Raw genomic sequence first — 13131 nt, 5'->3', positions numbered from 1 at the left:
TTGCCGAGCTTGACCTGCCAATGAGGCAGGCGCTGCGCTCGGACGCCTTGCCGCAACGTCTGTGAGGACTCGAACGCGACCCGCGAGAGGTTGTGCAGAGCTTGCCTTGCCGAAGCACCCGTGAAGCCGTCCGTACAAAAATAGCCGATGACGCACTAAAGTTATCGTGCAGGCCAGCCGATAGGTCGCCGTGGACCCGCAGTGCCGACAGGCGCAAAACATGAGTGAGCTCGCGATCGGTACGGCCAACGCCGCCCCACCTGCCGCATCGGCCCAGGCGGCCAATAACCGGCCGCAGTCGGAACAGGGCGGCCAGACCAGTGCGCCGCCGCTGCGGCCGAAGACCGACACCGACGAGTCGAGACAGGTGGAAGAAAAGTCGCGGGTGGCCGGTCTGCAAGCCCAGATTCAGGCCCTGGAACAGCAGCTGCGCTGGCAGATGCAGGCGCTCGAGGTCGCACAGACCCACGCCACCCAGAGCAGCAACGCCGCTCAGGCCGGGGAGGCGAGCGATGTGGCGGCCAGCAGGGCGTCGGACAGCTCCGATGTGCAATCCGCTCGATCGCGGGTTGCCGGTACCCAGGCGTTGCTGCAGGTGGCCAAGACCCAGCTTTCCCAGGTGCTGGTGGATTCGGGGCGGGGGCTGGCCGGCCACAGCGTGGACGTGAAGGTCTGAGTCGAACGGCGCGTTATTGCCGCGGCATGCAGAGGCGCTAATCGTCTTTCAAAAGCGCGGGCAGTTGGGCGAGCACCTGTTTCGAAAAACCCATGCCCACATGGGGGCCGGTGACCCGGATATGGCGGACATCGTCGCTGAAGCGATCGATACAGGCCTGCCACGCCACCACGCCGTCGGCTTCGCTGTAAATCGCGCGCACCGGACGTTCGATGGGCGTGGCATAGCGCTCCAGCGAGGCCGCTTCCAGCGCGTCTACGGACAGGCCACGGCGTTTATAGAGCCTGTTCACGCTGGTGTATTTCGGCCCGCCTACAACCGGGCTGCCGATGGTCACCACGCGGCGTACGAGTTGTGGGTGCTCGCGGGTGATTTCGCGGGCGATATAGCCGCCCAGACTCCAGCCCACCAGCGCTACCGGTTCGCCGAGCCGTTCGACGAGTGCCTCGAGGCGCTCGACCACGCGCGGCGCCAGCGTGGCCACATCGCCGTGGTTCTTGCCCTGGCCCCAGTCCCAGGTACGAAAACCGCAGCGGCGCAGATAGCGGCGGATCAGCCACATGGTGCCGGGGCCGGCCCACAGGCCCGGCAATAGCACGACCGGCTGGTTATCACCGTTGATATCGCGCGGCAGGCGCCGATAGGTCGCCGGGTCCAGGGCCAGCCGTGCAGGTGTGAATAGCTCGCCCACGAGCAGGCGCCGCGGCGGCGCAACCATGCGGCGGCCGTAGCGGCGCTGGAATTCGGCGGTATCCATGGGTGAGGTGCACAGGCGTGACGAAATTCGAACGCCGAGTGTAACCATGCAGGCCGCGCGCCGTGTGTTGCTCACATGCGTTTCGCGCCGCTATTGCCAGCCGATGCGCCAGGTTTGGTCATCCTTGAGCACGCGCCAGGCCTGGGTGATTCGGCGCCGGGTGAGCACGGCCTCGAGCACGACCTGAACGACGTTGTCGTTGTCGTCGCGCAGCAGATCGACCACGAGGAAGTGTTTTTCGCCGTTTTCGGGTCGGGCGGCGGTCCACTTGCTGTGTTGTAGCTTGTCCGGATTGATGCTGTTCATGTGCGGGCTCCAGATGTTGGGCGCAACGCCTTCACGGGCCGGCGGCCGAAAAACGACTCAGCCGTGAGGTACGCAGCAGACGCCGGCCAAGCAGGGCCGCGGCCACGCTCAGCCCGGCGATCAGGCCGATCCAGTAGCCGTAGACGCCCAGACCTTCGAATACCCCGCTCATGCCACGCCCGAGCAGGTTGCCCAGCCCCACGCCCACGCCCCAGTACGACAGCAGGGTCACCACCATGATGATGCGGGTGTCCTTGTAGCCGCGCAGCGCGCCGGCAATGCTCACCTGAAGCGCATCGGAAAACTGATAGAGCGTGGCGATCAGCAGCAGCTGGATCGCCAGATGCTGGACCGCCGGATTGCTCGTGTACAGCGAGACCGCGAACGGCCCGGCAACCACCAGGATCACGTCGATCACGAATGCCGCCGCCAGCGCGCAGAGCACGCCGTTGAACGCCACGAAGCGGGCATGGCGCAGCTTGCCGCGCCCGAGCGCCTGGCCCACGCGCACGGTCAAGGCCATGCCCAGCGACAGCGGCAGCATGAACAGTACCGAGCTGAAGTTCAGCGCCACGGTATGCGCCGAGATCACGATTTCGCCGTAGCCGGCCAGAAACAGCGCGATCAGCGTGAACAGCGATACCTCGGCAAAGATCGCCACCCCCACGGGCAGGCCGACGCGCAGCAGTTCGCCGATGGGCGACAGCGCCGGCCAGGAGAACGCCGTGCCGAAGCGGGCACGGGTATAGGCCGGCGCCAGCTTGGTATAGAGCAGCATGGCCAGAAACATCGACCACATCGATATCGCGGTCGCGATTCCGCAGCCGGCGGCGCCGCGCGCAGGGATCGCCTGTAGCGTGTCGGGCACGAACGCGCCGAACAGCGCGACCAGCCCGTCGCCGCCAAAGATCAGCACATAGTTGGCGATCACGTTCACGCCCAGGCCGAACAGCGCGAACTGCAGCGAGGCACGGGTATGGCCCATGCCGTCGGAATAGAAGCGCAGCGTTTCGTACAGGGCGATGGCGGGCAGCCCGTAGGCCACCCCGGTCAGATAGCGCATGGCCAGTGCGAAGACGTCGTCGGGCACCGACATGAGCGTGAACAGCGGCGTGGCCAGCGTGCGAATACCCAGCGCACAGGCCAGCCCGAGCACGGCCGCTACCCATAGCGCCTGCTGCACGGCGGGGCGGATGTCGCCGAAACGGCGGGCGCCCACGTGCTGGGCCACGATCGGCGTCAGGCCCATGAGCGTGCCGATCATGAACAGCACCAAGGGTAGCCACAGGCTGGAGCCGATCGATACCGCGGCCAGATCGGTGGCACTGGCATGACCGGTCATCGCCACATCGACCGTGCCCATGCCTACCTGGGCCAGCTGGGCGCCGACGATCGGCAGCGCCAGGCGAATCAGGCGCATGCTTTCGATACGGCGCAGTCTGGCGTGGCGGATCGTGAACAAAACAGCTCATCCCGGCGGTGCGAATCGTGACCCGCATCTCGATCGCAGTTCGAGCGCAGGGGCCGCGATTCTAGCCTACGGGCTGCGACGATCGTCGCACGCGCCGGGTATGCGCTGACATAGGGCGCCCACGGCGGCGCATCGGCCGGGGCCGCCGGGTCAGGCTGCCATCACCCGATCGCGCCCGGCGTTCTTGCCTCGATACAGCCGTTCATCGGCACGGGCGAGCAGGCTCTGCAGATCATCGGACGCGTCGAGTTCGGCAACGCCCAGCGTGGCGGTAATCGATATCGCGTGACCGTTGTGCTCGCAGCGTGCGGCGGCGATCGCGTTGCGAAGACGTTCGGCGATCTGCGTGGCCTCGTCGAGCCCGGTACGCGGCAGCAAGAGCGCGAATTCCTCGCCGCCCAGGCGACAGGCCAGATCGCTTTCGCGCAGTGCGTCCTTCAGGCAGTCTGCAAACGCGACCAGGACCTTGTCCCCGGTTTCGTGGCCGTAGTCGTCGTTTATGCGTTTGAAGTGGTCGAGGTCGAGCAATACCGTCGACAAGGGCGTGCCGTATCGATCGGCCTGTGCACGCTGCAGCTGAAACGCTTCGGACAGGCCGGCGCGATTGCACAGCCCGGTGAGCGGGTCGCGCAGTGCGAGCGCGCGCAGGCGGGCCTCGGCCTGTTCACGGGTGACCTCATAGGCATGGGACAGCCCGAAGATGCAGGCCGCACAGAGCACGACGTTGGCGATCGCCGCTATCGCATAGACATCGCCGGTTTCCGCGATTTTGACCGCAAAGATTGCCAGCGAGATACACAGGAACACCAGGGTGAACCAGAACCCGGCACGCCGACCGAGCAACAGATAGGAAATCACCGGGATGAGGATCGGCCAGACAAAGACCGTCGGCTCTGCGCGTCGATACCAGCAGGCGAACATCATGGTGGTGCAGAAAGGAATCAGGTAGGCGAGTATCCAGCGGTCCAGGTGGATTTCGGGCCGGCGGATAACCCACAGCAGCAGGGCGGCATAGGCGGCCATCGTCAATTCGGCCACGGCCACCGGATGGTTGCCGACCGTGATGTTCACGCTCGCAAAAAAGACGCCGCAGCCAATCGTGAGCCACAGCAAGGCGCGCAGTACGGCCCTGCGATGCGGCGCATTCGTGGCGGGCAGGGCCAGCTCGACGTCCGCACCCTGTGCCGACTGCCAGCCCTGGCCAGCTGCTGTCTGTTTCGGTATCACCCGTGCGTTCCCGTTCCTGTATCCCCCGGTCGAGTTATAGCGCAAACGGCCATGCCGGGCGAGCCGGGCGCAGGCACGACAGCGGCGGGGCGGCAGTCAGCGAACGTGGCGCAAAAGATCCGATACCACGCGTTCGAGCTGGGCCAGCGAGCCGCATTCGTTGACCTGGTGGCAATGCGCGCGATAGCGGCCCATGACCGAATCGCCGGTATCCCAGGCCACCCGCGGCTCCGGGTTGAGCCAGATCACGCGCCGCGCCCGCGCGTAGATCTTGTGCAGCAGGTCGGTACGGGCCTCACCTTCGTTGTTGCGTGCATCGCCCAGAATAAGCACCGTCGCGCGTCGATCCACGTCGGCGAGGGCGACGCGCTCGAAGTCGGCCAGGGCATGGCCATAGTCGGTGCTGCCCTGGCCGTGTGCCGCCAGGGTGCGTTGCATGGCCTCGTCCAGCTCGTGCTGCTTGAACAGGTCGGTGACCTCGGCCAAATCCGAACAGAAGGCAAACGCGCGTACCCTGGGCAGCACGTCGCCCAGGCTGTAGAGAAACATGAGCATGAAGCGTGCGTACAGCGCGACCGAGCCGGACACATCGCAGATCGCGAACACCTGCGGCCGCTCGACTTTTTTCGAGCGCCAGGCCAGTTCGATAAGCGTGCCGTCGTGGCGCATATTGCGGCGCACGGTACCGGCGACATCGAGCGTGCCCCGCCGTTTGACGCGCTTCTTGCGCGAATGCGCAGCGATGAGCTGACGCGCCATGCGCTCGATCGCCCGGCGCATGAGCGCATCGTCGCGCCGCGAGATCGCCGCCAACCGGGCGCGATAGAGCAGCTGCTCGCGCAGTCGCTCGCCCTGGGCATCGGCATGCAGCAGGAATTGGTGCTCGACATGATCGCGTACGCGAACACGCAGTTGTTCGTAGCGCCGCCGCAGCTCGGCGGCGAGCGCTCGCTCGCTCGCGTGACCCGCGGCTTCGCCGGCCAGAATTTCGTCCAGCAGCGGGCCGCGGCCCATGCTGTCGAGAATGCGTCGGGTGTACAGCCCCTGCTGGGTGAACACCTTGATGTCTTCAAGACCGTGCGCGCGGGCCGCCTGCGACATCGCCATGGCCAGGGCATTGCGCGCGTCGGTCATGAGCTGACGGCCGAGTGGCGAACGGGCGGTGGCCAGAGACGTGCCGGTCGCGCTGGCCTGAGAACCGGTGTCGGTTTCGTCGTTGCCAGCAGTCGCATCCTCCGGCGTCGTGCCGCCGCTGCCGCCGCCACCGCCCTGGCCCTCGCCAGGCGCGGCGGATTGCTCGTTCGCTGGGGCCTGGGGTTCGCAAGGCGGGTCGCGATCGGGCGCCGCGTCTGCGTCGGCGAAGGCGTCGAAGCGGAAGAACTGCTCGAAGCAGGCATCGAAGGCCTCGGCTTCGTCGTGGCTCTTGGCCAGCACCGCGGCCAGGGCGTTCTTGAGCTGGCCGCGGTCATGCCAGCCGATCATCTCGGCGGCACGAAACGCATCCAGTGTTTCCGCGGTGGAGACACGCACATCGGCCGCGCGCAGTGCACGCACGAAATCGGTGAGCGTGCGTTGCACGGCTAGTCGACCACGTGGCGCATGAGCGTGGGCAGCTGGGATTCGACGGCCTCCACGTCGTCTTCGAACTTGAGCAGCACGTTGAGCGTGTCGCGGACCCAGGCTTCATCGAGCGTGTCGGCGTTGAGCAGCAACAGGGTTCTCGCCCAGTCGATGGTTTCGCTGATCGCCGGGGTCTTGCGCAGTTCCAGCGTGCGCAGTTTCTGGACGAAGGCCACCAGCTGGCGACGCAGCGCGGCGGTGACCTCGGGCACGCGGGTTTCGACGATCCGTTGTTCCAGCGCCGGCTCGGGGAAGGGGATATACAGATGCAGGCAGCGGCGCTTGAGCGCGTCGGATACGTCGCGGGTGTTGTTGGAGGTCAGAAACACGATCGGCGGCGTGCCGGCAGCGCGGATGGTGCCGATCTCGGGCACGGTGACCTGATAGTCCGAGAGCATTTCCAGCAGCAGGGCTTCGAATTCCTCGTCGGATTTGTCGATTTCGTCGAGCAGCAGCACGCTGCCGTGCGGCTCGCGCAACGCTTTCAGAAGCGGGCGTGCTTCCAGAAAATCTTCGGAAAAGAAGATGTCGTCGTAGCGATGCAGCTGCGCCACCGATTCGCGCAGCCCGCGGGCACCGCCCAGCGCATCGTCGATCTTGTCCTTGAGCACCTGGATATAGAGCAGCTGCTTGCCGTATTTCCATTCGTAGAGCGCCTTGGCCTCGTCCAGGCCTTCGTAGCACTGCAGGCGGATCAACGGCAGTTCGAGCATGGCGGCCACGGTCTTGGCCAGCTCGGTCTTGCCCACTCCGGGCGGGCCTTCCACGAGTACCGGCTTTTGCAGATGCGCGGCCAGATAGACCACGGTCGCGATGCGGCTCGAACCGATATAGCCGTGTGCGGCGAGCGCGCCGCTGACGGCATCGACGTCGGTCAGGATGTCGGCAGGCGAATAAGCGGGCGAGTCGGCCACGACGGCTCCGGAGGAAAACACAGGCAGGGCGCCATCATAGCGATGTGGCGCGCGAGGATCAGCGTAGTGGCCGGACCGGGGTGCTCAGGCGCGCGGGGCGAGTGCGATGAGCAGGGTCTTGTCGTCGCCGGTGATGTGGTGCGTGCGCTCGTCGGCGAGCGTGGCCTGCAGCGCTTCGTTGCCGGGGGCCTCGTCGCTGCTGCGCAGAAATCGGGCGACCGGCTCGAAAAAGGGCGCATAGACCTGGTGTGCGCCCTTGTCCATGACGAAGCCCATGGCGCCGTCGGACATCAGCAGCACGCTCTGGCAGCCTTCTTCGACCGGGGTCAGACGTAGATGCGCGCTCCAGTCGTGGCCGGTGAGAAAGAAGGTTTCGTTCGCGTATTCGCCGTTTTCGGGCGCGGATATCGTGTCTGCGTCGGCGAGGCGGGCCACAGCCAGCCCGTCGCCGATATGAAACAGCCAGCCGCCCTGGGCGCCCATCCAGGCGCCAACCACGGTACAGGCATAGTCCTTGAGTTCGTGCGACTCGGCCACGGCGCGCCGTGCGAGGCGGTTGCGGGCACCGGCCAACGCCCAAGCGACGCGATCGGTGGCGAGCTCCAGAGTGAGTGTTTCCGGCGGCGTGGTCGCATCGGCGAGTGCGTCGGCCACCTGGGTACACACCAGGCGCGCGCCGGCATCGCTATAGGCCGCCGAACCGGCGCCGTCGCAGACCACACCCACGAAACCGTTGCCGGTATGGCGATAGGCATGGGCATCCTGACAGGGCAGATCGCCCGCGATATGCGATGCGCCGATCGCCGAAGCGCCGAACAACTGCCAGCTCACCGCAAAACTTCCTAGACCTGAACCGACGACCAGCTATCGGTCGGCGGCAGCTGGACCCGGTCGCCGGCCTGGGACTGGGATACGGTTTGCAGGCTGGTGCTCAGCCACAGGAACAGCTCTTTAAAATGCAGGCCGGCCAGCTGTTTGACCCCGGCCACGCCGCGGCTGGAAAACGCGCCCAGCGTTTCGGTATTGGAGCCGTTGCCCACGGCGATCGGAAACACCGCGACCTTCTGGTCCGTCTCGGCCTGGCAGCAGGCGGCCGCGCTCTGTTCCCAGGCATCGGTCGGCAGGCCGTCGCTCATCACGAACAGCCAGGGGCGCGTGTAGGCGATGCCGGATTCCTTGTAGCGGGCCTTCTCATCCTCGATTTCGGCCAGCGCGATTTCGACGCCCTGGCCGGTCGGCGTTGTGCCATTGGCTTCGAGTCTGGGCGCGCTGAAATCCATGGCGTCGCACCAGTCGCCGACGATGCTGGCCTCGTCGTAGTCGCCCAGGGTGACGATGAGAATACGTACCCGCTTGGCGGCGATCACATCGTTCTTGAGTTCCTGTTCGAGCAGCTGCAGCCCTTCATTGAGCTGTTCGATCGGTGCGCCGCCCATGCTGCCGGAGCGATCCAGCACCAGCACCAGCGGGGTGCGTTGTTCGGTGTTGTCGATCAGGGCCACGTCCGGGATCGCGTTATCGCTCATCGCATGCTTCCTGTTGTTTTGGCATAAGTTTAGCGCCAATCTTCAGACAATGCCCAGCGCCGCATGCGGCCACGGGTGTCGCTATACTCGCGCGTTTGTCGGCGCGCCAGGCGTGGGCGAATCGAGCAGGCAGCAGGGTCGTTTCATGGCAGCAGGGCAAGCCGCCGTACAGGGCAAGAGTGATGGCGCGCGCTGATCGCGTTGGCCAGCGGGTGCGCGTGGGTCAGCGCGCCATGGCGCTGGGCCGGGCAATCAAGAGCGGCGGCGCCGGCACCATCTATCGCCTGCCGGATGCGCCCGACCAGGTGGCCAAGATCTATCACCCGCAAATCGAGCGCGGGGACTATGCCCACAAGATCGAGGCCATGCTGGAGCTCGCGCCGCGTCTGCCGGCGCGCGAATTCGGCGGCCAGACGATCACCCAGATCGCCTGGCCGCAGGACAAGATATTCGATCGCGGCGGTCGCTTCATCGGCTTTGCCATGCCGTTGCTGGACATGGGCTCGACCGAAGAGCTGGAGCTCATGCTGCAGGCACGCCAGGCGCGCGCCGCCGGTTTGAATCCCAGCCTCGGCGTGAAGATGACGCTGGCCGCGAATCTGGCCAGCGTGATTTCTTCACTGCATCGCCAGAAGCATTATCTGGTGGATCTCAAGCCGGTCAACCTGCGCTTCTATCGCGACTCGCTGTATATCGCCCTGCTCGACTGCGACGGCTTTTCCGTACAGGGGCGCAGCCGGCGTTTTCCCGCCGAGCAATTCACGCCCGACTATCTCGCACCGGAATTTCAGGGGCGTGGCGTCAAGCCGGGCAAGGGTCGCGAACAAGATCTGTTCGCGCTGGCGGTGATCGTATTCCGGCTGTTGAATTTCGGTATTCACCCGTTTACCGGCAAGCCGACAGACGATCGTGTGCCGACCGATATCCCGGCGCGTATTCGTGTGTGGCTCTATGCCTATGGCCGCCAGCCGCATCCGCAACTCGCGCCGAGCCCCGTCAGCGCACACGAGGCGATGCCGCGCGAGCTGCGTGATCTGTTCGATCGTGCCTTTGCATCGACCGATCGTCCGAGCGCGGCTGCCTGGGCGGACGCGCTGTCGGTCTATGCCCGGCGCGACTCGGGGCGGATTGTGGTCTGTTCGAAGAATCATGGGCACCAGCATTTTGCCGGCCAGCCCTGCGGCGAGTGTGCCCGCGAACGGGTGCTGGCCGCCTCACGTCGGCATGCCGGTGCCCGTCGCAAGAAACGCGAACGCCGGCAGCAGAAAGTGCGACAGCGGGTACGCCAACGCACGGCAGCACAGGCGCGAGTGGCAGGGAATACGGCCCGGGCCACCGGCCGGCGTCGCCCCGCCAGGCCTGCTTCGCGGAGCGGCCAGGCAGCGTCTGCGGCCGCTGCCGGCGACAACATCCGGCTGTTCGTGGTGAGCGTTGTGGTGGTCACGCTGGTGCTCATGGGGGCGGTATCGATACGCGGCTGCAGCACCTCCGACCCGTCCAGCCGGCGGACCAAGGCGAACGCGACGGCGCCAGTGCAGCAGGAGGCGCCGAGCGAGCCGCCCACGACGCTGCGCCAGGCGCGTGCTTCGGTGCCTGATGAAAGCGAGCTCGAAGCTGATATCGACGCGACCGTCGCGGCCGTGAACAGCGACGACCCCGAGCGTTTTCGAGCGCGCCTGGAAACGCTGGCACGACGTACCTTGCAGCATCCACGGCCACGGCGATCCAGCGTTCGTGAATACAGGGATTTGATGATCGGCGCGGCGCGCCTGCCGCAGGCGGATCGGCGACCCGGTGAAACCATGGATCGGCTGAAAACGCGTATCGAGGGCTTGAAGTCCATCGTCGACGACGACCCCTATGCCGCGATGGCCGCCGCGGAAGCGGGCAAATGGCTGCTTTTGCTGGGCGAGCGTGAATCCGCACAGCATTACTACCGGCAGGCGATCTGGGCCGATCCCACGGTTGCCGACGCCTGGTACGGGCTGGGCGTGACCTGCATCAACGACGACCCGGATCGTACAGTGGCGTTGATGACCATGGCCTATGCCACGGCCGAGGAAGTCGACGGCCTGCAGATGCGAATGCTCGCGGCGGTCTATCGGCTGGTGGGCATGCGCTACACCGCCGACGATGCGCCCTCGATCGACGCGCTGGACGAGCGCGCGCGGGCGCTGGTCGAGAAGCTGGAAGCCGCGCTGTTCAAGCCCTGAACGGCGCGGCGGGCAAGCGCGGCGGTGCGATCAGCGGGTGTCCGTGGCGTGCTCGGCGGCCGGTAGCGTCCAGCGCTTGTCGACGGTGATGTCGCCGGGTTTCACGACTTCGACACTGGCAGGTTGCCCGGCGATTCGCAGATAGCGCCCGTCGACGAGAAACGGCGCGAGCCGGTCGTTGGCCGGCTGGTAATCCCAGAAGTGGTCGAATTGGGCCGGCAGTACACTCAGGGCCTGGCCGTTGGCGTCCAGAAAACGATAACGGCCGAGCAGCACGCCGACCGGCATGGTCGGATCCGGCTGTTGGCCGGTCAAGCGTTCCAGGTCGATCAGCCAGGGTCGGTCGCCCAGGTCGTAATTGGCGGTCTGCCACTGGCGGGCACGGCAACGCAGCCCCAGTTCGACCGCGCCCTCGGTAGTGGCCGGGCCGCCGTCTTTCTCGATCAGCCGCCAGAGCAGGGTGTCCAGCATCTGGCGGTCGGCGCCATCCCCGAACGTCGGGTATTCCTGGCGTATCACCTGCCAGCGTGCGGCCACCGGTTTGCCGTTCGGCGTCGTGGCCGAGAGGGTGCACAGCGCGCTCTGTTCGGGCGAGAGCGCGAAGATCGGCGCGCCGCTGTCCATGGCAAGCGGCTTGAGTTTGTCATCGGCCATGGCACGCACTTGCTGCTCGCCGCGGAGTTCGCTGAAAAGCCTCGACGGCACGAAATTCAGCGGGATATGCACGCCCGGGCCGATATCCAGCGCGTTGTAGCGCGCCTTGTAGGGAATGAATCGCACCGCCTTGCTAAAGGCCGGCTGCTCTGCCAGCACCCGGACTGCGACCGTTACGGCACGAGCCTTGGGGTCGATGTGCAGTGGCAGCAAACGGGCGCTGCCGTTGCCGAGGATCGTGGCGAACAGATCGCGTTCGCCGGGCCGGACCCAGTCGGGCCATAGGTCGTTGTTGCGTTCGGCGGCAAACATGGGGGGTTCGCGTTCGAGCATCAGCGCGCTGAGGTAGTCGCGACGTCCGGAAAGTGTCAGCAGGTAATTGTGCTCGCCTTGCGGGATGAGCGACGCGGTCACGCCGCTTTCGCCCTCGACGCGGTTTGGGTCGCTATCGTCGGCTTGCAGGTCCAGGGTCAGCGTGTCGGTGGTGTCGATCGGATAATAGTCGGCCTTTGCGCTGATCGCCGCGATACGCTCCAAACGTTCGGCGACATGCTCGATACCCAGCGGCAAGCGCCGATTGCTCGTGTGCAGGTTGCCGGTAAGCGTATCGGGGGCCGTTTTCGTATAGTCGCCGGCGAGCTCGAGATCGATGGCGCGATCATTGGCGTCGAGCGGGGTCAGGTCACGGTATGCCAGGCGCCCGAAGCGTGGGCGCTGGTCTTCCCACAGGGCATGGTCGAAATCCAGCTCGACACCCCAGGCTGTGTCTGCCCTGAAACCGCCAACCGCGGTTGGGAAAACCTCGCCTTCGGTCAGCGGCTCGGGTGCGTGTGGGTCGTCCTCGTCGAGGGCGACGGCCGTGGTCGGGCTGGTATTGAACGTGGTGTAAACCTGGCCTTCCGACCGCGAATCGTAGCGCGGCGCTTCGTAGTGATGACGCAGCGATTGTGCATGCCAGTCTGCCGGCACCAGCGTGACGAGCTGGCGCACCGGCTCTTGTCGGCCACCCATGGACACGCTGCTTTCGTAGACGGCGGCCATGCGCTCGATCCAGCCGCTGTGGCGATCGAGCACGAGGTGCCCGGCCAGATGATCGCCCTCGACCGAGGGCGCGAGCGATACGAAGACACGATCCGGCGTGACCGCCATCACCGTGAGTATGGCCGGCGGCAGTCCGGCAATGCTATCCAGCGTTTGCGTGTTGCCGGGCGTGGCATCCAGTCCCGAAAACACAGCCGGCGCCACGAATTGACGCCGCATCAGCCGGGCAAAATCTTCATCCCTATCGCGCAACGCGGCCATGGTGTCGGGCTTGAGCGCTTGCGGCCAGCGCTGGTCGTGCGCGTCTTCGGGCACCTTGAAGCCCGCAGCAAGCACCGCACGCAGCCAAGGCGAGCGTTCGCCTTTCCAGGAGCTGCAGTAGTTGCGCACGCTTCGCTGCCCGCTGACGCAAAGATTCAGCGGTGTGATCGTCATGCCAGAGGCGTCGTCGCCGGCTCGATAACGCACGAGTCCTTCGCTTTCCAACACCCAGTCTTTGTCCGTGGTGGCATCGCGCATCTGGTACTCGGCTCGCGAGAAAAGACGGTACGTGCGCGCATCGCCCTTCTCGGGCGCAAACGAGACCTGCGTTTGCGAGGTGCAGCCGGCCAGGATGCCGATCGACAAGGCAAGAACAATCCCAATACTCAATCGACGCATACGCCAGGTACTCGGCATGAAACAACGAACAGGGGGCAGAGCGGCCTTTGGCCGGACGCTGCGGGC

At 65.9% G+C, this 13131-nt stretch carries 11 protein-coding genes; 2 read left to right on the top strand and 9 right to left on the bottom strand.

The window, feature by feature from the left end; all coding sequences use genetic code 11:
- Positions 1-220 precede the first annotated feature (220 nt).
- On the top strand, positions 221-676 hold the full coding sequence (locus tag ABNU97_RS06950) for a hypothetical protein (protein WP_348766025.1): 456 nt from the start codon (positions 221-223) through the stop codon (positions 674-676).
- 37 nt (positions 677-713) lie between these two features.
- On the opposite strand, the gene ABNU97_RS06945 is transcribed toward ABNU97_RS06950, so the two are convergent.
- The 8 genes from ABNU97_RS06945 to ABNU97_RS06910 all read right to left on the bottom strand — a co-directional run bounded on the left by ABNU97_RS06945 (position 714) and on the right by ABNU97_RS06910 (position 8497).
- Positions 714-1433: an alpha/beta fold hydrolase gene (locus ABNU97_RS06945; protein WP_348766024.1), complete on the bottom strand. Its 720-nt coding sequence runs from the start codon at positions 1431-1433 to the stop codon at positions 714-716.
- A 90-nt stretch (positions 1434-1523) separates the two neighbouring features.
- Entirely contained in the window at positions 1524-1739 is a 216-nt protein-coding gene (locus ABNU97_RS06940) for a TIGR02450 family Trp-rich protein (protein ID WP_348766023.1), read from the bottom strand.
- A 31-nt stretch (positions 1740-1770) separates the two neighbouring features.
- On the bottom strand, positions 1771-3159 hold the full coding sequence (locus ABNU97_RS06935) for an MATE family efflux transporter (RefSeq protein WP_348766027.1): 1389 nt from the start codon (positions 3157-3159) through the stop codon (positions 1771-1773).
- A 201-nt stretch (positions 3160-3360) separates the two neighbouring features.
- On the bottom strand, positions 3361-4437 hold the full coding sequence (locus tag ABNU97_RS06930; protein WP_348766022.1) for a GGDEF domain-containing protein: 1077 nt from the start codon (positions 4435-4437) through the stop codon (positions 3361-3363).
- 96 nt (positions 4438-4533) lie between these two features.
- Positions 4534-6015 (bottom strand): VWA domain-containing protein, encoded by a 1482-nt coding sequence (locus ABNU97_RS06925; protein ID WP_348766021.1) that lies wholly within the window; start codon positions 6013-6015, stop codon positions 4534-4536.
- A gap of 2 nt (positions 6016-6017) precedes the next feature.
- Positions 6018-6938 carry a MoxR family ATPase gene (locus ABNU97_RS06920; protein ID WP_348766026.1) on the bottom strand — a complete coding sequence of 307 codons (921 nt, stop codon included), beginning with the start codon at positions 6936-6938 and terminating at the stop codon, positions 6018-6020.
- 117 nt (positions 6939-7055) lie between these two features.
- On the bottom strand, positions 7056-7802 hold the full coding sequence (locus ABNU97_RS06915) for a PP2C family serine/threonine-protein phosphatase (RefSeq protein WP_348766020.1): 747 nt from the start codon (positions 7800-7802) through the stop codon (positions 7056-7058).
- Positions 7803-7813: 11 nt separating this feature from the next.
- Positions 7814-8497, bottom strand: coding sequence for a VWA domain-containing protein (locus ABNU97_RS06910; RefSeq protein ID WP_348766019.1), 684 nt, complete (start codon positions 8495-8497; stop codon positions 7814-7816).
- A 182-nt stretch (positions 8498-8679) separates the two neighbouring features.
- On the opposite strand from ABNU97_RS06910, the gene ABNU97_RS06905 reads away from it, so the two are divergent.
- Positions 8680-10710 (top strand): hypothetical protein, encoded by a 2031-nt coding sequence (locus ABNU97_RS06905; RefSeq protein ID WP_348766018.1) that lies wholly within the window; start codon positions 8680-8682, stop codon positions 10708-10710.
- Between the two features lie 30 nt (positions 10711-10740).
- Here ABNU97_RS06905 and ABNU97_RS06900 read toward each other — a convergent pair whose 3' ends face one another.
- The gene (locus tag ABNU97_RS06900) at positions 10741-13032 is read right to left on the bottom strand and encodes a hypothetical protein (RefSeq protein ID WP_348766017.1); all 2292 of its coding nucleotides are present in this window, start codon (positions 13030-13032) and stop codon (positions 10741-10743) included.
- Between the last annotated feature and the right edge of the window lie 99 nt (positions 13033-13131).

It is taken from the genome of uncultured Salinisphaera sp. (assembly GCF_964012375.1).
Taxonomy (GTDB): Bacteria; Pseudomonadota; Gammaproteobacteria; order Nevskiales; family Salinisphaeraceae; genus Salinisphaera.
The sequence above is the reverse complement of the archived record's forward strand: the minus strand, read 5'-3'. Positions and strand labels throughout refer to the sequence as shown.

Excerpts from the sequence above, each read along its gene's own strand:
- ABNU97_RS06950 (WP_348766025.1), top strand. The coding sequence starts at position 221 with ATGAGTGAGCTCGCGATCGGTACGGCCAACGCCGCCCCACCTGCCGCA.
- ABNU97_RS06910 (WP_348766019.1), bottom strand. The coding sequence starts at position 8,497 with ATGAGCGATAACGCGATCCCGGACGTGGCCCTGATCGACAACACCGAA.
- ABNU97_RS06935 (WP_348766027.1), bottom strand. The coding sequence starts at position 3,159 with ATGCGCCTGATTCGCCTGGCGCTGCCGATCGTCGGCGCCCAGCTGGCC.
- ABNU97_RS06940 (WP_348766023.1), bottom strand. The coding sequence starts at position 1,739 with ATGAACAGCATCAATCCGGACAAGCTACAACACAGCAAGTGGACCGCC.
- ABNU97_RS06905 (WP_348766018.1), top strand. The coding sequence starts at position 8,680 with ATGGCGCGCGCTGATCGCGTTGGCCAGCGGGTGCGCGTGGGTCAGCGC.
- ABNU97_RS06945 (WP_348766024.1), bottom strand. The coding sequence starts at position 1,433 with ATGGATACCGCCGAATTCCAGCGCCGCTACGGCCGCCGCATGGTTGCG.